We start from the raw sequence: 21,828 nt of genomic DNA, 5'->3' as shown, positions 1-21,828 counted from the left end.
TCACGTTTGCTCCGCCGCCACCCGGCTACCATTCAGTATTTCGGCACGGAAGTACCAGAACTTTCAGAAACATGACCCCTCCTCATGTTTGAACCCGCAGGTCCCCCCACTGTTTCCGTTGACGAAACATGAGTCCCCCTCATATTGCCCGTTATCCAATCGTTATAATCGCTGGTCGGGTTACTCACGAGTACGCCACACCCATCCAACGCTTCGCGATCCGCCCCGAGACCGGTAGAGTTTGCACGGTCGTACCATCAGCGCGAGTGGCGAAATTGGCAGACGCGCCAGATTTAGGTTCTGGTGTCCACGGACGTGGGGGTTCAAGTCCCCCCTCGCGCACCACAGGAATCCGGGCCGCACCCATCGGGCGGTCCGCACTCGTTTCAGGCTACGCAGATCCCGCAACGACCAGCGATGACACGTTCTCAGCGTTGGGAATCATGGACGCGCCGGTCGATCGGTACACATCTGGCTACCGCTCTTCGAGCGGTCCACGTGGCGACACCTCGGTGAATCCAGCCGTCGAGCGCCGGGAGCGATGCACCCCCACCGTCGCCGGATCCGCGACCGCGCCGCGAGGTATAGGCGGCAGGACTTCCCGGCCGACCCAGCCGTGCCGCTCGAAGCCATCCGCTGCGCCTGGTGCGCCCGCAGCGTGCGGGCTCCCGGCGGAACCTCTTCTCCCGGGCGCGCGGCCGGGGCGGGCTGCTGCGGCCGCACTCGGCCGATGAGCGTGGCCGGTCGGCAGGGCCTGGGCGACCGAAAGCGACCGGCTAGCGGCCCGCGGCGAGCAACGCTGTGATCAGCGATCCGCGGTGCAGTGCAACAGAGTTGGCTTCGTCGGAGGCGTAGCTGGCGGTGGTGACGGTGAGCGAGTCCGGGTTGGGCCGGCCGAGGCAGTGCGGGGCGAGCCGGGTGAAGAACTCGCCGGGGGTGAACACCGCTTCCGGTGGATGGACGCCGGGCCGGTGCGGGCGCATCAAGGCGCCAACGGCCAGCGGGATTCCGGTCACTTCGGCCATCGTCAGCCCGGGTACCTGCCCCAGCGCGCAGGCGACCGTCGCCGGTTCGCCGTTCTTGTAGCCGCGGGCAAGGGCGAACAAGGGCGGCAGATCGGAATCGGCGAGCGCGCCGACCGAGCCCGAAGGCATCAGATTCTCGGCGACGGCCGCGATGGCGGCCGCGTGGGACCGTTGCAGGACCTTTCGGGTCACTCCCCTGCCCAGCAGATGCAGCACAGCGACCACGTGACGGGGCGCAAGCGCGACGTTGACGCTCTCGCGCAGACCGGGGTAGGTGCGGGCGAGCGTCACCGGCTCCGGATGCCCGAAGGTCCACCCCGCTGCCGCCCCGAGCCCCGGGTAATCGATGCCGGTCTTGTGCAGCGGTTTCTCCCACACCTGCCGGCCCGCACGGATCACCGGGATGGTGTTGCTGATCTGTTCGATCCCGTGGGTGATCGCGGCGCTGGGCCGCCAGGACCGCGTCTGCGGCTGCGCCATGGCCAGATTCCAGCCGGTCACCACCGATTCGGCCCGATCCAGGCCGCGGATACTCTGCACGGCAAGCAGATTCGCCAGCCCGGGGCTGGCGCCCACGCCGAGAACCGCGGTGATTCCGGCGGCCTCGGCCTCGGCGTTCATCTCCAGCATGGTCATGGTCGGCGCGGGGTCGTCGCAGACGTCGATGTAGTCGCGCCGCGCTTCGATGGCGGCGCGCAGCACACCGGGACCGAACCGGAAGTAGGGCCCGACCGTGTTCACCACGATGTCGCAGTCGCGGATCGCGGCGACCAGACCAGGGTGGTCGGTGACGTCGATGGATCGCGCGGCACAGCGGTCACCCAGTTCGGCGGCCACCAGGTGGGCCCGCTCCTCCGACAGGTCCGCCACCACCAGCTGTTCGACCTCCGGCTCGGTGGCGAGGACTCGTGCCGCTGCCCGCCCGACTTCGCCCGCCCCGCCCAACACCATGACCCGCACCGGAAGCTCCCCTCACATCGACTGGTTACACCGCAACACTATCTGTGACTTTCGGTAACGGCTGGGGGTTTTCGGAATTCTCGGGCGATCGTTTCTGGAACGGCAGCCACCAGTTCCACGAATCGGCGACCGACATCAGAACGGGCACGAGGATCAGCCGCATGACGGTGATGTCGATGGCGATGGCCAGGCCGAAGCCGATCTGCTTGAGCTCCAGCACATCCGCCACGGTGAGCGAGCCGAAGACGGCGATCATGATCAGGCCGGCGGCGGTGATCTGGGGTGCGGTGGCCGCCATCGCGCGCCGGACGGCTTCCCGGTTGTCACCGCAGCTCAGGTACTCCTCGCGGACCCGCTGCACCATGAAGACCTCGTAATCCATGGACAACCCGAACAGCACCGCGAACATGGCCACGGGCAGGAACGCCTGGATCGTGCCGACGCTGTCGAATCCGAGCAGGGTTTCTCCGTACCCGTACTGGAACACCGCGACCGTGGCACCGAGCGAGGCCGCCGTGGCCAGGGCGTTCAGGATGATCGCCTTGATCGGGATCACCACGCTGCGCAGCGTCACGACCAGATAGATCAGGGAGACGGCGAGCACCAGCAGGACGACGGCGGGAAACATCCGGCCCGTTTCGGCGGCGATGTCGTGGTACAGGGCAGCCATCCCACCGACACCCACCGTGACGCCGAGCCGCGACAGCCGGCCGCCGTCCGTGCGCAGGGTCTCCACGAGTTCGATCGTCTCCGGTGCATCCACCGCATGCGCGGACTGCACCACACCGAGCAGGCAGTTCGGCGATGCCACGTTGTCGACGAGCACCCCGTTGACGGCAGCGCCCACCGGAGTACCCGCCAGGCCCCCGAGCCCGGCGTCGGCCGCCGAGCCGATGGGAGCATCGAATACCGATGCGGCAGAAGACACCCCGGCGGTGTGCCGCACATCCGCGAAGTGGGTGCGAATCGCGGCCACCTGATCGGCGTGCAGCGGACGGCCGCCATCGGCACAGGCCGTGACGTAGATCGGAGCCACCGCGGAGCCGCCGAAGGCCTGCGCTGCCGCGGCATAGCCCGCGCCGGCGGGGGTATCGGCCAGGGTCGGGATGCCGAGGTCGAGCCCGAGCCGCATGCCCGCGGCCGGGATCGCCGATACGACGAGCAGGATCGCCGCCGGGATGCCGAGCAGCACCGGCCGTCGCTGGACGAAAGCCACCCACCGGTACCACCGGCCGTCGCGTTCACCACCATCGCGCGGGGTGGCGATCCGCAGCCGCGACGCCGACAGCGCCAGCAGAGCAGGCAATCCCGTGATCGCGGCGAGCAGCGAGCACAGCACCACCAGCGCCGCGGCGACGGCGATATCGCGGAACACCGGGCCGTCGATGATCAGGATCGAACACAACGACACCATGACGATGACGCCGGAGACGATCACCGTATGCCCCGAGGTCTTCATGCAGACGCTCAACGCGGCGATCACCTGCTCCCGGCTCGGTTTCCCGTCCCCCGGCCCGGGAAGGTGTTCGCGGAAACGGCTGATCATGAACAGCGCGTAGTCCACCCCCACCGCCAGGCCGATGATGGTGGCCACGACGAGCGCGAATTGGGAGGTTTCGGCTATCCCCGAGATTCCCGCGATACCGATACTGCTCGCGGCCACCCCGAGCGCCGCCGAGGCGATCGCCACCACAGTGCCGAGGACCGATTTCAGCCCCCACAGCAGAAGTATCAGGGCCAGCGTCATTCCGACGATCTCGGCGCGGACTTGGTCACGCCGTTCCACATCGGCGAGTGCCTTGTTCAGCGGAGTCTCGCCGGTCAGCTCGGCGGAGGTCCCCTCGCTCATCTCGATGTGTTGCAGCGCGGCTTCGATCCGGTCGGTGGTGTCATCGCGCGCGGCCACCGTGCCGCGCAACGGGATCAGGATCATCGCGGTCCGCCGGTCGTCGGCGATGAGCTCCTGGCCGGCCTGTGGTGTTGTGGGATCGACGATTTCGCCGAGGCCGTCGATGTCCTGTAAGGCGGTGGTGATCGCGCGCACCGCCGTGACCGTTGAACCTGCGTCGGCAGCGGTGACGACGATCGCGGCCTGTTCGGCGCCGAGGCGCGGGAATCGTTCGCCGAGCACCTCCGCGGTGCGGGAGGATTCCGAACCGGTGATCGAATAGTCGGGTAACCGGAGATGTTCGTCCATGCGATCGAACTGGATCCCGCCCACCACGGCGATCAACAACCACACGGCCGCCAGCGGCCATCGGAATCGATAGCACATCCGTGCCCATGCGGCCGCTGTGCCGCGCTGGTGAGCGCCTGGATCGACCGTGGCGGCGGCCTGATCGTCGAGACCGGTTCTCATCGTTGTATCGCCTTCGTCTGTCTGGTGCGGGGATGCGTCGTGGTGCGGGCCCGAGCAGCGGAGGTCATGTCTGCCCGGCCCGCACCACGGCGGGATCTGGCGATCGTCAGTACACGAAGAAGTTGTGTCGCTTCATCTCACCGATGCTGGTGCCGAAGGCGTCAACGACGGTGTCGAGATCGCTGTAGGTGTGCGCGTTGTTGAGCAGGATCGTGTGCAACTCCGGTAGGTACACGTTGTTCAACCGCATGTAGTACGCCAGCGCCAGCGTGGCCTTCACATGGCTGCCCGCCGTCTGGTCGCGCGGTAGCGCGGGCTTGGAATAGTCGAAGCCGATGCTGAACAGGGTGTGCTTTCCGCTCACCCGGGCAGGAACGCCTTCGCGCTCGGCGACCTCCTGGAGTCCGTTGCGCAGGTAGTCGGTGCGGGCGTCGAGCTCGGTGTAGATGGCCGGGTTGTCCCGCAGGTGCCGCAGCACCGCGGCACCGGCCGCCGAGGAGACCGAGTTGCCGCTGGTGGTGCCGCCGCAGAAGGCGCGCGTCGCCCAGTCCTCGAACGGATCATTCGTGGTCCGGGCCGACCATATCGCCCGCGGATGCCCGACGACGGCGCCGCCGGGCAAACCACCGCCGACGATCTTGCCGAGGCAGGTGAGGTCCGGTTCGACGCCGGTCAGCGTCTGCACGCCGCCATAGGTCACCCGGAATCCGCTGACCACTTCATCGAAGATCAACATGACGCCGCACTCGTCGCACACCTGTCGCAGAGCCTGGAGGAATTCGATGTCGTAGTCGACGGCCATCGACGGCATCGGTTCGATCAGCACGGCGGCAAGGGAATCGGCGTTGCGGCGGATCCGCTCGATCGAGATCGGCGAGCCGTACTGCAAGACCAGGGTGTTCTCCACGACCTGACGTTGCGCGCCTGCCGAATTGCTGATCGGCTGTGGTTCGGTCGCGGTGCCGCTGTAGCGGAACCACGACGACACCATGCCCTGGTCGGACCAGCCGTGGTAGTGGCCCTCGAACTTGGCGATCCGGTCCTTGCGGGTGGCGGCGCGGGCGATCCGGGACGCGGTCAGCACCGATTCGGTACCGGAGTTGGTGAACACCACCCCCTTGTCGCCGCCGAACGCCGCGCTGATCAATTGGGCGAGATCCACTTCGGCGGTGTTGCCGATCGCGTTGACGGCGCCCTTCTCCATCGCGGCGGTGACGGCCTCGACGACCACCTTCGGCCGGTATCCGAGGATGTGCGGGCCGAAGCCGCTGGCCAGGTCGATGTAGGTGTTGCCGTCGATGTCGGTGATGGTGGCGCCCTCGGCGGATTCCACGATCAGCGGGTACTCGCTGGGCAGTACGTAGCGGTCCATATGCGTCTGCGCGATCAACGCGCGGTCGGCATCGTTCTTGATCGCCATCGACTTGGGCATATGCCCCGCGATCCGGGTATCGAACAGCTCCTCGAGGTCCTCGCTCATGAACGGGGAGAAGCGGTCGGTGAACCGGCGGGCGTTGGACCAGATGTCGATCTCCGGATCGACGGCGCTGACCAATCCTTCTCCGGTGAGGAACACCAGCCCGAGCAGAGTGAAATCAGTGGTCAGACGCCAGCCCGCGGCACGAAGTACCTTGGTGGCGTCGTCGAAGAAGCCCATCGTCGACCAGGCTTCGGCCTTCTCCTCGAAGTGGTACCTCAGCACCCCGATCAGGTCCTGCCGCTTGCGGGCGGGGAAGGTGGAGCCGGATTCCGGTGCCACCGTGAACGCTTCGATGAACCGGTCGACGGCGCGATCCCATTGCTTCTGGATGCAGCCGTAGTAGAAGGAGGCCAGCGCCCACTTACCGTCCTCGGACAGCGTTCCGACCAACCCGTAGTCGAGCATGATGATCTCGCCGTCGTGGGTGAGCATCATGTTGCCCGGATGCGGGTCGACGTGGAACAGGCCGTGGAAGAAGGCCATGGTGTAGAAGGTGTCCTGCATCCGGCGGGCGAGCTCACCCTTGGGGAATTCGCAGGTGGCGAACTCGGTGCCGGGTACGGCGTCGATGAACTCCATCACCAGAACGTCTTCCGAGCACAGCTGCGGGTACACCCGGGGCACCCGGACGAACGGATGCGCGGCGAAGTTCTGCCCCACCTGCTCCTGTCGCTGCGCTTCCAGGCGCATATCGCACTGATCGACCAGGAACGGGCGCAGTTCGGCGAAGTGACTCAGCGCATCGTAGGAGCGTGCGGCCGGAACCAGCTTCTGCAATGTCGTGAGCATCGCCGAGGTCGCCGCGGTGCTCGCGGCAAGACGCTCCCGCACACCGGTTTTCACGATCTTGAGGGCGACCTTCTCGCCGGTGTCGAGTCGGCCCTGATGAACCTGCGCCACTGTGCCGGCCGCGAGGGGCGACCGGCTCGAACGACGTCAGGCGGGTCAGCAGATCGGGGTGCGCCTTGTCGTGCAGCACCTGTTCCGATTCCCAGGCCGGCATCGCGGGCATATCGGCGAACAGGTCCCGGAACTCGGCGATGGCGTCGGCGTCGAAGAGCCCGGTCTGGGTCCCCAGGATCTGGCCCGCCTTGGTGTACATGGGCCCCATGCGAAGCAGGAAATCCCGCAGATTAACCGCGACCTGCTGCTTCGACCCGGTACGGCGGAAGTCCCGGTAACCACGGGTCCCGTAGTACGGCAACCATCGGGCGAGGCGCCCCACTTCGCGTACCGCACCGCGCTTCACGGACAACTCAACCACGAATTTCCTCCCGAAAGCATCACGCACGCAGCGCATTCGAATCGTCGTCGGCCCGAAGCACCCGCAGCGAATTATTGGTACTGCCGTACCAGAGTTGCATAGGAGCCGAGACAATTCCCAGGCTCGGGATCGCGATGTAATCGGACCCACTGCGATAGCGGATGCGCATTATCATCCGGCGCCGGCCGGCGCCCTGAACCCCTTGGCAATAGGTCGAGTTACCTTGCTGTTCAACGTGTTACGGAACACCCGAACAATGGCCGCACGGATGCTCGAACTGGTCGTCCGTCCGAGACGATATGCGCTGCATCACTGCCGATCGGTACGCGAAGAGCGGCGCCCATGGGCGAGAGCGGTTGACATTCGGCCGACCTATGGGTGCCCCTGTCTACGAGAGTGGCGCTTACTCGGACGTCGATGAAACGCCCTCGAGCCATCGCGCGCATCGGCCGCGAGCCGTCGGGCCGGCTGCCGCGAACGCAACGGATACGCGTTCGCGCGGGATGGCCACCGAATCGGATGCCGGTGGATGGTGTGTGAGTTGGTCGCCGCTCAGTACCGGCTGAATGCCGCCGTCGACGGCCGATGTCGTTCGGAGTGGTGGCATTCGCGCCGGCACGCCGCCGATAACCCCAGCCCGCCGAGCGAAGGCCTCTGCCCCGAAAGGCTGTTCACGACCATTCGGCTATTGCCCCCATGTGCTCGTGTTTTCATGAACCCCTGACGCCGCTACGGTAGGTGATACTCACGGTGACACGCAAGTGCTCCGCTCGCAGCATGCGGCGACATCGATGGCCCGTCCACACCCAGCCGACCCCCGAAGGAGCGCGGCACCTGCCCGGCCACCGTCCGCGCGGCGGCGAAAATCGATTGCCAAGACAGCAGCCCGTGACGCACGGTTGACACTCGTGACGACTCCCGATACCGATCCCGCCGCTCGCCCTTCCGCACCGACTCCGGTGACGATCCGCCCCTACCGTCCCGAAGACGAGGACACCGTGGTGAGTCTCTGGAGCCGAGCCAGCCGAATCGCTCACCCCTTCATCGAGGGCGAAGGAACCGGCGAGCGCGAGCGCAAGCTTCGGGAGATCTATCTCGTCCACGCCGATAACTGGGTCGCCGAAGTCCCGCCCCACGGCGTCGTCGGACTGCTCGGCATGCTCGGCTCCGAGATCGGCGGCCTCTTCGTCGACCCAGAGGTCCAGAAACTGGGCATCGGAAGGCGCCTGGTCGAGCACGCGCTACACCTGCACGGCAAGGTGACCCTCGACGTCTTCGAGCTCAATTCCTCCGCCCGCGCCTTCTACGCCCATCTCGGCTTCCGCGAGATCGGCCGGCATCCCGAGGAGGACACCGGTTTCACCGCCATCACCCTCGAGCTCGGCGCCTGAGGTTCAGCGCATGGGTGACCGCCGCCGGTGACGCTTCAGAAGGCGGTCCGGCCAGGTGGTCACGATCCCGCCAGGCGTGAAAAGAGGACTTCGGCGCTGCCGCGATTGATCGCGTCGAGCTGTCCGGGACCGAAGCCGGCATAGCTGTCGAGCATCGCGTCGAGCATTCCGCCGGATTCCTCTGGGGCGAAGGGGAAATCGCTGCCGTACAGGATGTGTCCTGGAGCCGCGAAGGCCAGCAGTGACGGCAGGGCCGTCGGCGTGGTGGACAACGCGGTGTCGAAGTAGAAACGCTGCAGATCGGCGAGGATACCCGCGGGCGTGGTTCCGGCGTTGAACTGCGCGCCACCGGTGAAGCGCCATGCCGCGAACGGGAGGAAGCCGCCCGCGTGGGACAGGATCACCTTGATCCGGGTATGACGGCTCATCACGCCGTTGAGCGTCATATGCACCGCGGTGCGGGTGGTGTCGAACGGGAAGTCGAGCAGCGGTCCGGGCATACCGTCCAGCAAGGGAATCGGGGGCGTGGTCGGATGGATGAAAACCACAGCGGCACGCGCGTCGAGTTCGGCCCAGAGTGGCTCGAACTGCTTGTCGCCGAGGTAGCGGCCATGGGCATTCGACATCAGCACCACCCCGTCGGCATGCAACTCGTCGAGCGCGTATGCGGCCTCGGCGATCGCGCCGTCGACATCGGGGAGCGGAAGGCTCGCGAAATGGCCGAAGCGGTCGGGCCGGTCCTTCGTCAGCTCCGCGGCGAACTCGTTGACGCCGCGGGCGACGCCACGGGCTTCGGCGTCATCGCCGAAGTGAGTGCCGGGAGAACTGACCGACAGCATCCCTGTCGCGATGGACCGGCGGTCCATCATCGCGATCGCGCGGTCCGCGTTCCAGGCCGGTGTGGGCCAGCCGCCGGCGGACGCCCCGCGCCGGTCCATCACCTCCCGGTACGACGGCGGGATGAGGTGCTGGTGGACATCGATCCGAGCGGGGACTGTCATCCTTGAGCCTACTAACATTTAGGTTGCTAAATATTGTGCTGTTAGGCTAATCCGCATGGCACAAGGACGCAATACCCCGCCGACGCCAACCGTCGGCGAAGTGGATGCGGAGCAGATCGCGCAGACGGTCGACGCTCTGTTCGTCGCGATACGCCGCGCACGGTCGGCGGGTGCCCAACAGTTCGGTGGCCTCTCCTTACCGCAGGTGGCACTGCTCGAGCCGCTGATGGACGAGCCCGATCTCCCGGTCGGGCGACTCGCGACCAGCGCGGATGTCAGCGTTCCCACCGCGACCCGAATGCTGCAGCAATTGGAGGCCAAGGGGATCGTGGTACGCCGCCGGTCCGCCGAGGACGAGCGGCGCGTCCTGATCTCGCTGACCGACGCGGGGGCCGAGCGCGTGGCGTCACTGCGAAAACGGCTGCGGGAGCGTCAGGCCCGCGCCTACGAGACATTCACATCGGACGAGCGGGCCCAGCTCGTCGACCTGCTACGCAGGCTCACCGGACTCGTGACCGAACCGATCGATGCGGAGTAGATCGGCACAGCCATCCGGCGCCCCAGCTTTCGGCGACACTGCCGGGTGCGCGCAGCGCGGTTGGATCCAGCGACGCAGAGCATCGACAGTGGTCTCCGGAGAGGTGTCGAAACACAACCGGATGTCGGGCGAGCTCTCGATGAGCGCGTTCACAGGCGCTCGAACAGCAGAGTGTGTTCAGGCGACATGCGCACCCTCGCACCGATCATCGCGACCCGGAATAACCCCTGCGACAAGCACTCTCGCAGTGTCGTCATAGCCACGTCGGGGTCGGCGGGCAGCTGGCAGGAGACGAGCCGACGCCGAGGCCGCCGATGCGGTCGACTGCGTGGGTTGCCTGCGCACTGTGCACGCGACATACCCGGACGATCCCGGTCTGGCCCGGCTGCTCACCGAACCGCGCACGGGCAGTTCGCGCTTCGATGAACTGTGGCGGGCCGCACGCGCCGGGCAACTGCGCAGCCGCACCGTCACGCTCGCGCACCCCGACCTCGGCGCCCTGGAACTCGACTGCGATGCCCTGCTAGCGCCTGAGGCCGACCAGACCGCTGTCGTCTACTCCACCTTCCCTGCCACGTCTGCCTCGGCACTTGGGCCTGCTTCGCACCACCGGAATCGAATGATTCGGTGTGCACTGATGCCGAGGTGATCGACATGGGTTTGATCGGCGCCAAGCGCAGGACACACCGATTCGATGCATGAACGATGCATTACTCGGATCGGGTGCGTAGATTCGAGGTATGAGCATCGAGTGTTCGGCTGTGGTCGCGGTCCCTCGATCCGACGTTTTCGCCTGGTTCGGGCGGCCGGGCGCGTTTGCCCGGCTGGCTCCGCCGTGGCAGCCGGTGACCCTGGTTCAGGAAGCGGGCTCGCTCGCCGACGGACGCGCGGTGCTCGCCCTGCCGGGCGGGCTTCGATGGGTGGCCGAGCACGAACCCGAGGCCTACGATCCGCCGTGTCGGTTCGCCGACCGGCTCTCGCGCGCCGGACTGGCCTCGGTTCCCCTGGCCACGGCGTTGACCTGGCGGCATGTCCATGAATTCGAGGAAGTCGATGCCACCCACACCCGCGTGATCGACCGCGTCGACACCCGGCTGCCCGCCGCTGCGCTGCGGCCCATGTTCGCCTACAGATACCGCCAGCTGACCCATGATCTGGCCGCGCACGAACGGGCGGAGGCCAACGGGCTCGGTCCGTCGACGATCGCGGTGACCGGTTCCTCGGGGCTGATCGGTTCCGCGCTGACGGCTTTTCTCAGCTCGGGCGGGCACACGGTCGTCCGGCTGGTGCGCCGCGAACCGCGCCACCCTGGTGAACGCCGGTGGGACCCGGATCGCCCGGACAAGGACCTGCTCACCGGAGTGGACGCCGTCATCCATCTGGCGGGTGCATCGATTGCGGGGCGATTCACTGAGGAGCACAAACGCTCGATCCGGGACAGCCGAATCGGGCCCACCCGCGCGCTGGCCGAACTCAGCGCCGACAGCGGCGTGCCCGCGTTCATCTGCGCCTCCGCGATCGGCTACTACGGCAATGACCGCGGCGACGAGGACCTGACCGAAAACAGCTCGCGCGGCGACGGTTTCCTGGCCGACGTCGTCACCGACTGGGAAGCGGCCGCCGCCGCGGCTGCCACCGCGACAACGCGCGTCGTGCACGTGCGCACCGGCATCGTGCTGTCCCCGCGCGGCGGCACCCTCCGGTTGCTGCGGCCGCTATTCGCCAGCGGCCTCGGCGGGCGGATCGGCGATGGGCGCCAATGGATGTCGTGGATCGGCATCGACGATCTCCTCGACATCTATCACCGCGCGCTCTGGGATGGTGAACTGCGCGGACCGGTGAACGCGGTCGCCCCGCATCCGGTGCGCAATGCGGAGTTCACCCGCACACTGGGCCGGGTAATGCGCAGGCCCACGCCGATACCGGCCCCCGAGTTCGGGCCTGCCCTATTGCTCGGCCGCGAGGGCGCACACGAACTGGCCACGGCGAGTCAGCGTGTCGCGCCGCAGCGCTTGCTGCACGCCGAGCATCCCTTCCGGACGCCCGATCTCGAATCGGCGTTGCGCCACGTCCTCGGGCGTAGCCGCTGACGATCCCGCTCGCAGGCAGTAGCGACTGGGTGCGCACCGGCAAACCACGGCAGCACCCGTCGGAACGCCGCATCCGGTGCCCCGCCGATCATCAGCTGACGCGAACCGTCGGCGGCCCAGCATCGATCAGCCTAACGTGGAAGCGATCGCCCGCCCCGCCGCTCGCCCGGAGAAGATGCAGCCGCCCAGGAATGTGCCTTCGAGCGCGTTGTAGCCGTGCACCCCGCCGCCGCCGAACCCGGCGACCTCACCGGCGGCGTAGAGGCCGGGTAGCGGGTTGCCGTCGGGCCGCATGACCCGCGATTTCAGGTCGGTCTGCAAGCCGCCGAGGGTCTTGCGGGTGAGGATGTTCAGGCGGACCGCGATGAGCGGACCCGCCGCCGGGTCGAGGATGCGATGCGGTTTGGCGACCCGGCCCGCCTTGTCACCGAAGTACTGGCGGGCGTTGGTGATCGCCATCATCTGAGCGTCTTTGGAGTATTTGTTGGCGACTTCGCGGTCGCGGGCCACGATCTGGCGTTCGAGATCGTCGTGGTCGAGTTGCGGGCCACGCGCGATCTTGTTCATGCCATCGACGAGTTCGCGGAGGGTATCCGCGACGACGAAATCGACCCCATGCTGCTTGAAGGCCTCCACCGGGCCGGGCGCGCCCTTCGCGACCCGGCTCTTGAGCGTGAGCTTCATGTCCTTGCCGGTGATATCGGGATTCTGCTCCGAACCGGAGAGCGCGAACTCCTTTTCGATGATCGACTGGGTGAGCACGAACCAGGAGTAGTCGTGTCCGGTGGCCAGGATCGCCTTCATGGTGGTGTTGGTGTCGAAACCGGGGAAACACGGTGCGGGCAGGCGTTTTCCATTGGCATCGAACCACAGCGAGGACGGGCCGGGGATGATCCGGATGGCGTGATCGGGCCAGATGGGATCCCAGTTGATGATGCCCTCGGTGTAATGCCACATCCGGTCGCGGTTGACGATGGCGCCGCCCGCGGCCTCGCTGATGCCGAGCATGCGGCCGTCCACATGCGCGGGCACTCCGGAGATCATCGTCTTCGGGCACGGTCCGAGCCGGTCGGCGGGCCAGTTCTTGCGGATCAGATCATGGTTGTGGCCGATACCGCCGGAGGTCACGACCACCGCCTTCGCACGGAAATCGAAGTCGCCCACAGCGGTTCGCGAGGAAGCCTTGCCGCGCTCGAGGTCGGTCGGTTCGAGCACGCTGCCGCGTACGCCGGTGACCGTGTCTGCCTCGACCACGAGTTCATCCACCCGATGCCGGAACGCGAACCGCACCAAACCCTTTCGCTCGCCCTCGAGCACAGGTTCGGCGAACACGCGCACGACCTCGGGCCCGGTGCCCCAGGTGAGGTGGAATCGGGGCACGGAGTTGCCGTGCCCGTCGGCGGACGCCCCGCCCCGTTCGGCCCAGCCGACCAGCGGCGTGACCCGCAGCCCGAGCGCGTGCAGATAGTCCCGCTTCTCGGTGGCGGCGAATCGCACGTATTCGCGGGCCCACTGCCGCGCCCAGTGGTCTTCGTCCTCGCGGTCGAAGCCGGCCGACCCCATCCAGTCCTGCAGCGCCAGTTCGTAGGAATCCTTGATGCCGAGGCGACGCTGTTCGGGACTGTCGACGAAGAACAGCCCGCCCAGCGACCAGAAGGCCTGCCCGCCCAGGTTGTTGCGGTTCTCCTGATCCAGCACCAGCACCCGTCGGCCGGCCTTGACCAGCTCATAGGTCGCGACCAGCCCGGCCAGCCCCGCACCGACCACGATCACTTCGGCGTCGAACGCGGAATCAGGACTGTTGTGTGTCATGTTGTTCCTTCGAATAGTCGCATCGACAGCCGGCGGCCACCCGGACCGTCCCATCGCCTGCGTTCCAACCTAAGCATCGGCGAGTGCCCGAGTCGGCACATTCGCCGAGTCGATATGACCGGAGCGAACCGACCTCGCCCCCGCCGACGCAACGCGGCGCCCGACCCGGCCCTCACCGACTCGGACCGATCGGCATCACAGCATCCGACCGATTCACAGGCGATACACTATCGAATCAGATGCAATAATGCATTCGGTCGCCCATACCGCCGGAAGATAAGGACACGACGTGGCACCCTCCGACGACGTCGCCGCAGCCGCGACGACCGGGAAGCCCTCGACCGGCCGCCGAGTGACCAAGCGGCGCGCCGAAACTCGCCAGCGCCTGCTCGGCGCGGCCTACGAGGTCTTCGCCGAACAGGGTTTCGGCCGCACCAAACCCGACCACATCTGCGAACGCGCCGGCTACACCCGCGGCGCGTTCTATTCGCAGTTCACCAGCATGGACGAGCTGTTCCTGGCGATGTGGGAGCAGCAGTCGGCGCAGCTGCTCGCCAACGTGACGGCGGTGCTGCGGGAGGACCCGGTCACCGATGTCCGCAACGTGCGTGAGGTCGTCGAGCACGTGCTGCACGCGGTGCCAATGGACGACAAGTGGCAGCGCATCAGCCTCGAGGTGACCGCACACGCCCTGCGCAACCCCGGACTGCGCGACCTGATGGTCGCCAGGGAGGAGTCGATCAGCTCCGCACTGCTGCCGGTGGTGCAGACACTGCTGAACCGGATCGGCCGCACCGTCACCGACCCGAAGGCATTGGGACGCGCGCTGGTCGCGGTGCACGACGGCACCGCGGTGCAATGCCTGATGGAGCCCGGCAGCGACGAGGCGCGGGAACTGCGGGTGGATCTGATGCTGCGGGTGGTCATGTCCTACACCCGCGAACAGTAGGGCCGCACCGGCAGGCTCACTTCCCCGGATTGACCGGCGAACGTCGCAGGTATTCGACGTAGCGCTCCCGCATATGCGCCGCGGCGGCTTCGGGGGCGGGATCGCAATAATCGCCGGGGATGATCCACTGGCGGCTGTCGATGTGACGGCGCGCGGCGCGAAGACGCTGGCTCCAATGCCTGCCGCCCTGTTCACGCAGGGCCTGGCCGAGGGCCGAGACCAAGCCGGGTTCGATGCGGCGCAATTGCAGCGGGTCGAAGATGGCCAGCAGCGGTTCACCGCTGTAGGGCGGATCGGCGCAGATGCCGACGTGCCCGGCATGGGTCAGCAGCATGACCGATGCGGGGCCGTCGGCGGTCGCGAACTCGATGACGCGATCCCAGCCCTGTTCGCGATGCCAGGCCGCCATGCGCTCGGCCACGACGTTCGGCTCGGCGGTACCGAAGGAACGCACCAGCGAGGGCACCAGGCTCCAATAGGCTTCCTCGGCCTCGAGGATCGCCGAGCGCAGGGGCCCGAGTGCGTTCACCGCGAATTCCGCTGGGAAGACGACCGAGAACGGCAGGCCCACCGTGTCGGAGAAGCGCAGTGCGAGCGTTCCGTGCACGGTGACGATCTCGACCCGGTCGACGACGATATGCGGCCGCGAGCGCGCCGACCGTGCACGTACGCGCTGTCCGGATTTCCGGTTCTGGCTGATCGCAGGCTCCTTCGGTTGATCCTCGGGGTACACGGCGATGGCTTCGGGGCGGATCGGAGCCGACCCACCCCGAAGCCGGGACCTCACGGGTGCGGGGTCAGGGCAGCGCGGCGCAATTCGACGGCGCGGGCCTGCCCGCGAGCCGGTCGGTGATCCACTGCTGGGAGGCATCCAGCGCCGGGAAGAACGCCAGCACATGCGTGCCGGCCAAGCCGGTCATCGGCGGAATCGAGGAGTTCGCCTCCAATTGCACCGTCGCGCCGCCGCCGCACCAGTCGGCCGCGGTGGCATGGATCGGCGGGAACGGCGCGCCCTCATCGTTCTTCGCCGAGGCGATGAGCACCGGGGCCGAGGGGGTGAGCGAGCCGACGCGCTGTTCGGCGAAGACCGCCCGCAGCGCCGGATTCCGGTCGATCACCGCGGTCAGCGGCTGGCCGCTGCTGGTCCACTGCGCGGTGTGTGGATGGTTCTGTGCCATGCCGACGGGCATAGCGCACTTGCTTTCCGAATCCCGCAGGATCGCCTTGCCGGTGTCGTTGAGTTCGGCGTCGAGCACCGGCCGCACCTGCGGATAGGCGGCGGCCATGCCGTTGAGGATCCAGGCGTGGGTGGGCGCGGCGGCGGCGCGACCATCGTTGTAGCCGACGAAGTACTGGTCGTCGACGACCGGTCCGCCGACGTAGGCGCCGCGCACATTGAGATCGGGGGCGTAGCTCGGATGCAGTTCGGCCGCACCGGCGGAGGCCATACCGCCCTGGGAGTAGCCGTAGAGGATCACCGGGGAATCCGGGGCCAGGCCAGTGCCCGGCAGCCGCAGCGCCGCGCGAGCGGAATCGAGCACGGCGTGGGCCTGCTCTTTACGGTTGAGGAATCCGTGCACGGCCGGCGTGCCGAGACCCTGATAGTCGGTCATCACCACCGCCATGCCGCGCGACAGCAGCGAATACAGCGCCACCACGTCATATTCGAAGATCAGGTTGACCGGCGGCTCGAAATGGATGAACTGGGCGAGCAGTTTCGAGGGCGCGCACTGATCACCCTGGCCCTTCGTTCCGCCCGCGTAGGCGACCAACGGCCGCGGTCCCGGGCCGGTCCATGGCATCGCGGGCATCAGAAAGGTACCCACCGCCGCGGCCGGAGCGCCGTGGGTGTCGCTGCTGGTGTACATCACCCGCGTCGCCGACGCCGGCATCGCGCCCATCGACAGCGCCAAGTGGGATGGCTCGGCGCGCACGATGGCGCCGGGGCCACCGGGTAATGGGGCCGGGGGTACATAGAATTCGGCGCCGGCGACCTCCGTGACCGGCTGGGTCCAGGCCTGCGGGGCACTGATCGCACCGGCCCCGACAGCGAGGGCACACGCCACCGCCGCGGTGAAGCTACGTGCTCGGCTCCTCACGATTCGATCCTTCCGACGATTGGGAAAAGCCCAGGACATCGAGAAAGCGAATACAGCATCGAGATGGATACAGCATCGAGGATCGGGTACCGAGGATAGACCCGTGGCCTGCCGGCCGGTACCACCGCCGGGCGAAAATGCTCCCGGGCGCAGCCCGAGGTCGACGGAGCTCGGGACCGGTCCGTCCACGCGTGGCCGAGCCGACTACCCGACGGTGGGCCGTGGCGAGGCGGCTCAGGCCGGCTGGCGAGCCTCGACTCCGGGATTCCCCGGCCCGTTCACGCGGGCGATCAGGGCCGAGCGCAGATACCAGAGGCCTTCGGTGGGCGACAGATCCAGGCCGGTGAGCTGCCCGATCCGGCGCAGCCGATAGTCGACGGTATTGGGATGCACGTGCAGGATGCGCGCGGTGCGCTGCCGGTTGAGGTCCATGGCGAAGAACACCCGCAGGGTCTCCATCAGTTCGGGGTGATCGTCCAGCGGCGCCAGCCGGGCGTGCAGGATGTCGCGGCCGATGCCGGGGCGGGTGAGCTGATAGTGCAGCGCCAGCTCGGCGAATCGGTACAGGCCGGGGGCGCGCCCGAGTTGATGCACGGTGTCGAGGAGATCATGGGCGCGGTCGGCGGCCGAGGCCACGTCAGCGGCGGCGGCGGTGAGCACAGTGGCGCGGATCGGCACCAGCGCGGCCGCGGAGAGCTTGCGCACCATCTCGTCGAGGTCGGATTCGGCGCAGGCGCTCGCAGGCACCAGGATGGTGCCGCCGTCCACCGACAGCAACGACAGCGCGGTATCGCCGAACTGATCGGCCAGCGCGGCCTGCACCCGGCGCAGCTTGCGCCGCGCGACGACGTGCGGGTCCAGCCGCGGATGGCTCTCGTCCGGATGGGCGGGCAGCGATACCGCGAGCACGTAGTACTCGGCCGCGATCTGGATACCGCACTCGCGCGCCATCTTCGAGGTGGCATGGCCGCCGAGCAGGGCCGAGGTCAGCGTATGCACCGCGGTGTGGTGTTCGGCGACACCGGCGCGATGTTCGCGCACGTAGGCCTTGCTCACCGTCGAGGTGATGAGGTTCAGCAATTCCAGTGCGGCGGTGGTGCCCTCGACGATGTCGCCGCTTCCGTTCGGCTCGGTGCGCGCGAACAACAGGTCGAGGCCGGCTTTGAATCCGGCGTGCACGGCGTGCAATACGGTGTCGATGGGGACGCCGTCTTTGGCCCACTTGGTCGCGGCGGCATTGATGCGTTCGGTGGGCACGGGCTGGTCGTCGCCGTTCATCCGCTGGATGGACCACTCCACGCAGACCCGGACCAGGGCCGCCACGTCTCCGGCCATCACCTCGGTCCCCATGGTGGTGAACGGCGGCACCGAGGCGGCCAGATGGTCGACCAGCCGGCCCGTCAACCGGCGGACATCACGCACGGGCGGTGAGATGGACCGTCCAGGGGTCTGGCATCCGGGGCGAATCGCGTTCTCGATCGTCACGTGTGACCTCCTCGTCACCTGTACTACGCAACGAACATTAATGCGAGCTCGCGCTCACCTTCCACTCCGCTTTGCTCGAGTTGTCCACCACCCCAACGAACCAGGTCTACCAGGCATTATGCCGAAAACGCCGAGCAAATACGGCAACCGAGCGCGACGGAACCTGGGGAACCGCTCACTTTTTGCGACCTACCCGGGCCGGCTGCTTCCCGTTGCGTTTGCCCAGCCCGGTGAAGCGGGACTCGCGCAGCCCGCGAGCTGCGGCTTCGGCCTCGAACCAGGCACCGAGCATGCGCGCGGTCATCGCGATGGCCTCCTGCCGTTCCTCGATCCCGACCTCCAGGGCAGAGGCGCGCAGTACGGCGGCGAAACCGGTGTTGAGCACCACGAACGTCATCAGGTCGTATTCGTGATCGTCACCGGGGCCGAGCACTTGGATGAGCATCACCTTCACCAGCAGCCGCAGCCGTGGTTCGAACTCCGGAATCCCACTGTTGTAGAATTGAACTCCGGCGACGAGCGCGCGCACCAGTGCGGCGTTGGCCACCAGTTCCTCGGTGATCACCTCGAGCACATTGATGGTCAGGTCCTCGACCGAGTTCTCCGACAGATCGAAAACCTGCTGGGTGAAGCGTCTTTCGATGTCCTCGAGCAACCGGCCGAGCAATTCCTCCACGATGACGGTGCGGTCGGAGAAGTAGCGGTAGACCGTGCCGATGCTCAGCCCGGCTTCCGTGGCGATCCGGTTGGTCGAGGTGTTGGCGATGCCGCGCTCACCGAACAAGCGGGCCGCGGTATCGAGAATGTGCTCCCTGGTCGCCTTCGCGCGCTCCTGGCTGGGACGTCGACGCTGTCCGACTGTCTTCGAGGGCATGGCGCTCCCCTGCCGTTCTCGCTGAAAATGAGTTCGCGCTCACCTTAGCGACTACGCCACCGCGCCGTGGTAAGTCCGATCTCGGTGACGGGAGGTTCGCCGTAGAGCCACTCGCGCGCGATGCGATGCCAGTTGTTGGTCGAGCCCAGCTGGCCGAGCGCGGCATAGGTGAACAGGTCGGCGCGGCGGGAGAACACATGCTCCGGCGGCAGCAGCTGATGACGCATACCGCGGAACTCCGAGGCCCGCGGGTCGACGGCGAGCACAACGGCCCCGGTCGCCAGCTCGGGGGTGATGGTGATCCGCTCGTCGAGCAGATGCCAGCCCGCCGCCGCCCACACGTATTCCAAGCATTCCTGTGGACTCACCCCGGCGGCCGGGTCGATGATGCCGCGCCCCACCCAGGCGTCGTAGAGCTCCTTGGCCCGCTGTTCGCCGGCGAATCGCAGGCAGTCACGCTCGAAGTCGGCATCCACCGGGTCCATGCGGTTGTAGACCCCGAAATCGACGAAACCGACCCGGCCGTCGTCGGCGAGCAGGATGTTCCCCGGATGCGGATCGCCGCAGAATTCGTAGTCGACGAACAGCGAGCTCACGTAGAACCGATAGATCAACTCGCCGATCCGATCGCGATCGGCCTCTGGCAACTCCCGGATCTGCTGGAACTGCCTGCCTTCCACCAGTTCGGTCACCAGCACGTGACGCGCGCACAGCTCTTCGACGCTGTCGGGCACCACGATGAACGGATGATCGCGATAGCGTGCGGCCACCCGATGCTGGGTGCGGGCCTCACGCGGATAGTCCAGTTCGCGTTCCAGATTGCGGGTGATCTCCTCGAGCACCGCGGCGTCGGCGGCACTGGGCAGAATGGATTTCCACAGCCTGCTGAAGAACTCCAGGTTGCGCATGTCGGCGGCGATGGCCTCGTCGACGCCCGGATATTGGACCTTGACCGCCACCGCGCGGCCATCGTGCAGGCGAGCCCGATACACCTGGCCGATGGAGGCAGCGGCAATCGGCGTATCGTCAAAGTCGGCAAAGGACCTGGCGAGCGGGCCGAGATCGTCCTCGATGACCTTGCGCATCTGAGCGAACGACACCGCTGGCGCCTGATCGCGCAGCTCGGCGAGCTTGACCCGGAACAGTTCCCGATGCGATTCCGGGACCATGTCGATATCGAGCACCGACAGCATCTGGCCCAGCTTCATCGCCGCGCCCTTCATCCCGCCGAGCACGGTGACGATCTGCTGCGCGGTCTGCAAGGCCGAGCGTTCGGCGAGCACCTGCCTGGCCTGCTCGGTGCGCCCGACCATCGACAACCGGGTGCCCACCCCGCGCACCGCCTGCCCCGCGGCCAGCCGGCCGAGCCTGCTCCCCCGCGCGAAACGGCTCTTCGGCACGCGACCGGCCACGATCTCCCACCTCCTCGGCCCGCGCACCGTATGACGGGCGTCACGATCCTCTCGCGCCCTGGACGATCTTGTCGACCACTCTGCCGAAGTCTGTGCTCGATCACTGCCACGGTGACGGCCAGCGCCTGTCCCGAATCGCGCGAACCTCGCCGGACCCCTATCCCGCAGCGCACCCGAGTGCTTGACTGAGACGAGTGCCGACCGGGTTCGGACGGTCGGTCATCCGACTCGAATGCCAGGGAGGTTCAGCTGATGCCGACTCGCGACAACGCCTGGCCGGAAGGAACACCCTGCTGGGTGGACTGCCAGGTCGATGATGTGACCAAGGCGCGCACGTTCTACGCCGACCTGTTCGGCTGGGAGATCATCGACAGCCCGCACGAGGCGGGCGGCTATCTGATCGCGCTGCGCAACGGGCAACCGGCGGCGGGGATCGGACCCAAACCCGCCGGTATGCCGATGCCCTCGGTGTGGACCACCTACCTCGCCGCCGACGATGCCGACGCGGTCGCCGCGCGGGTCGGCGCCGCGGGCGGCACCGTGATGATGCCGCCGTTCGACGTGCTCGACGTGGGCCGCATGTTCGTCGCGGCCGATCCGACCGGCGGAGTGTTCGGGGTGTGGCAGGCCAAAGCGCACCGCGGCGCCGGGATCTACAACGAGCACGGCGCCTACTGCTGGAACGAGCTGCACACCGGTGATTACCGCCGGGCGCAACAGTTCTACGCCGAGGTCTTCGGCTGGACATACACCGAGATCGGCGACGGAACGAACTTCGTCTACTCGACCTTCGGCCAGGGCGGCGACGACCACCCGCTCGGCGGAATCAACGACGTGACGAAGATGCCCGGCGATGACCAGTCCTATTGGCTGGCCTGGTTCCAGGTCCAGGACACCGACGCCGCGCTCACCCGGGCGACCGAGCTCGGCGCGACGGTGATCAGCGGCCCCGAGGACAGCCCGTTCGGACGGCAAGGCATCGTGCGCGCGCCGCAGGGCGAGACGTTCGCCGTCATCGACCCGACTCGCACGGTCGGCGCACCGCCCACCGGCCGGCCGGCCTGAGACAGCGGGCGCTCGCGGTGGTCC

15 protein-coding genes, 1 tRNA gene and 1 pseudogene are annotated in these 21,828 nt (G+C 67.4%); 7 read left to right on the top strand and 10 right to left on the bottom strand.

The window, feature by feature from the left end:
- The first annotated feature begins 260 nt into the window (after positions 1 to 260).
- Positions 261 to 345, top strand: a tRNA-Leu gene (locus AC4HOU_RS24455).
- A gap of 431 nt (positions 346 to 776) precedes the next feature.
- On the opposite strand, the gene AC4HOU_RS24450 is transcribed toward AC4HOU_RS24455, so the two are convergent.
- The 3 genes from AC4HOU_RS24450 to AC4HOU_RS24440 all read right to left on the bottom strand — a co-directional run bounded on the left by AC4HOU_RS24450 (position 777) and on the right by AC4HOU_RS24440 (position 6,724).
- Positions 777 to 1,976 (bottom strand): saccharopine dehydrogenase family protein, encoded by a 1,200-nt coding sequence (locus AC4HOU_RS24450; protein WP_490725422.1) that lies wholly within the window; start codon positions 1,974 to 1,976, stop codon positions 777 to 779.
- Between the two features lie 34 nt (positions 1,977 to 2,010).
- Positions 2,011 to 4,344 (bottom strand): MMPL family transporter, encoded by a 2,334-nt coding sequence (locus AC4HOU_RS24445; RefSeq protein ID WP_490725352.1) that lies wholly within the window; start codon positions 4,342 to 4,344, stop codon positions 2,011 to 2,013.
- A gap of 106 nt (positions 4,345 to 4,450) precedes the next feature.
- Complete coding sequence (locus tag AC4HOU_RS24440; protein WP_490725350.1) at positions 4,451 to 6,724, bottom strand: aminotransferase class III-fold pyridoxal phosphate-dependent enzyme; 2,274 nt, start codon at positions 6,722 to 6,724, stop codon at positions 4,451 to 4,453.
- 1,272 nt (positions 6,725 to 7,996) lie between these two features.
- Here AC4HOU_RS24440 and AC4HOU_RS24435 point away from each other — a divergent pair.
- Positions 7,997 to 8,479, top strand: coding sequence for a GNAT family N-acetyltransferase (locus tag AC4HOU_RS24435; RefSeq protein WP_280498754.1), 483 nt, complete (start codon positions 7,997 to 7,999; stop codon positions 8,477 to 8,479).
- Between the two features lie 59 nt (positions 8,480 to 8,538).
- Here AC4HOU_RS24435 and AC4HOU_RS24430 read toward each other — a convergent pair whose 3' ends face one another.
- Positions 8,539 to 9,480, bottom strand: coding sequence for an amidohydrolase family protein (locus AC4HOU_RS24430; protein WP_490725348.1), 942 nt, complete (start codon positions 9,478 to 9,480; stop codon positions 8,539 to 8,541).
- Between the two features lie 55 nt (positions 9,481 to 9,535).
- On the opposite strand from AC4HOU_RS24430, the gene AC4HOU_RS24425 reads away from it, so the two are divergent.
- From AC4HOU_RS24425 to AC4HOU_RS24415, 3 genes and pseudogenes are all read left to right on the top strand, one after another.
- Complete coding sequence (locus AC4HOU_RS24425; protein ID WP_490725346.1) at positions 9,536 to 10,018, top strand: MarR family winged helix-turn-helix transcriptional regulator; 483 nt, start codon at positions 9,536 to 9,538, stop codon at positions 10,016 to 10,018.
- Positions 10,019 to 10,313: 295 nt separating this feature from the next.
- Positions 10,314 to 10,667, top strand: a pseudogene (locus AC4HOU_RS24420) (MmyB family transcriptional regulator); the annotation flags it as partial.
- Between the two features lie 91 nt (positions 10,668 to 10,758).
- The gene (locus AC4HOU_RS24415) at positions 10,759 to 12,108 is read left to right on the top strand and encodes a TIGR01777 family oxidoreductase (protein ID WP_490725345.1); all 1,350 of its coding nucleotides are present in this window, start codon (positions 10,759 to 10,761) and stop codon (positions 12,106 to 12,108) included.
- Between the two features lie 126 nt (positions 12,109 to 12,234).
- On the opposite strand, the gene AC4HOU_RS24410 is transcribed toward AC4HOU_RS24415, so the two are convergent.
- Positions 12,235 to 13,920 carry an FAD-binding dehydrogenase gene (locus tag AC4HOU_RS24410; RefSeq protein ID WP_490725344.1) on the bottom strand — a complete coding sequence of 562 codons (1,686 nt, stop codon included), beginning with the start codon at positions 13,918 to 13,920 and terminating at the stop codon, positions 12,235 to 12,237.
- Between the two features lie 289 nt (positions 13,921 to 14,209).
- Here AC4HOU_RS24410 and AC4HOU_RS24405 point away from each other — a divergent pair, with 289 nt between their 5' ends.
- Positions 14,210 to 14,869 carry a TetR/AcrR family transcriptional regulator gene (locus AC4HOU_RS24405; RefSeq protein WP_490725343.1) on the top strand — a complete coding sequence of 220 codons (660 nt, stop codon included), beginning with the start codon at positions 14,210 to 14,212 and terminating at the stop codon, positions 14,867 to 14,869.
- A gap of 16 nt (positions 14,870 to 14,885) precedes the next feature.
- Here the strand turns inward: AC4HOU_RS24405 and AC4HOU_RS24400 are convergent, their stop codons facing one another.
- From AC4HOU_RS24400 to AC4HOU_RS24380, 5 genes are all read right to left on the bottom strand, one after another.
- Positions 14,886 to 15,602, bottom strand: a complete 717-nt coding sequence (locus tag AC4HOU_RS24400) for a hypothetical protein (RefSeq protein ID WP_163816329.1) — start codon at positions 15,600 to 15,602, stop codon at positions 14,886 to 14,888.
- A 64-nt stretch (positions 15,603 to 15,666) separates the two neighbouring features.
- Positions 15,667 to 16,968, bottom strand: coding sequence for a lipase family protein (locus tag AC4HOU_RS24395; protein ID WP_490725342.1), 1,302 nt, complete (start codon positions 16,966 to 16,968; stop codon positions 15,667 to 15,669).
- A gap of 234 nt (positions 16,969 to 17,202) precedes the next feature.
- Positions 17,203 to 18,453, bottom strand: a complete 1,251-nt coding sequence (locus AC4HOU_RS24390; RefSeq protein WP_175585994.1) for a PucR family transcriptional regulator — start codon at positions 18,451 to 18,453, stop codon at positions 17,203 to 17,205.
- Between the two features lie 175 nt (positions 18,454 to 18,628).
- Entirely contained in the window at positions 18,629 to 19,327 is a 699-nt protein-coding gene (locus tag AC4HOU_RS24385; protein WP_490725341.1) for a TetR/AcrR family transcriptional regulator, read from the bottom strand.
- A 44-nt stretch (positions 19,328 to 19,371) separates the two neighbouring features.
- Positions 19,372 to 20,739, bottom strand: coding sequence for an ABC1 kinase family protein (locus AC4HOU_RS24380; RefSeq protein ID WP_490725340.1), 1,368 nt, complete (start codon positions 20,737 to 20,739; stop codon positions 19,372 to 19,374).
- A 252-nt stretch (positions 20,740 to 20,991) separates the two neighbouring features.
- Between AC4HOU_RS24380 and AC4HOU_RS24375 the strand changes: the two genes are divergently transcribed.
- Positions 20,992 to 21,804, top strand: coding sequence for a VOC family protein (locus AC4HOU_RS24375; RefSeq protein ID WP_195021450.1), 813 nt, complete (start codon positions 20,992 to 20,994; stop codon positions 21,802 to 21,804).
- Positions 21,805 to 21,828: the final 24 nt, after the last annotated feature.

The sequence above is a fragment of the Nocardia sp. JCM 38205 genome, from assembly GCF_058222935.1.
This window is presented reverse-complemented; position numbering and strand designations above follow the sequence as displayed.

Bases quoted from the DNA above. Each gene is read 5' to 3' on its own strand.
- AC4HOU_RS24410 (WP_490725344.1), bottom strand. From the start codon at position 13,920: ATGACACACAACAGTCCTGATTCCGCGTTCGACGCCGAAGTGATCGTG.
- AC4HOU_RS24445 (WP_490725352.1), bottom strand. From the start codon at position 4,344: ATGAGAACCGGTCTCGACGATCAGGCCGCCGCCACGGTCGATCCAGGC.
- AC4HOU_RS24375 (WP_195021450.1), top strand. From the start codon at position 20,992: ATGCCGACTCGCGACAACGCCTGGCCGGAAGGAACACCCTGCTGGGTG.
- AC4HOU_RS24430 (WP_490725348.1), bottom strand. From the start codon at position 9,480: ATGACAGTCCCCGCTCGGATCGATGTCCACCAGCACCTCATCCCGCCG.
- AC4HOU_RS24425 (WP_490725346.1), top strand. From the start codon at position 9,536: ATGGCACAAGGACGCAATACCCCGCCGACGCCAACCGTCGGCGAAGTG.
- AC4HOU_RS24415 (WP_490725345.1), top strand. From the start codon at position 10,759: ATGAGCATCGAGTGTTCGGCTGTGGTCGCGGTCCCTCGATCCGACGTT.
- AC4HOU_RS24450 (WP_490725422.1), bottom strand. From the start codon at position 1,976: ATGGTGTTGGGCGGGGCGGGCGAAGTCGGGCGGGCAGCGGCACGAGTC.
- AC4HOU_RS24385 (WP_490725341.1), bottom strand. From the start codon at position 19,327: ATGCCCTCGAAGACAGTCGGACAGCGTCGACGTCCCAGCCAGGAGCGC.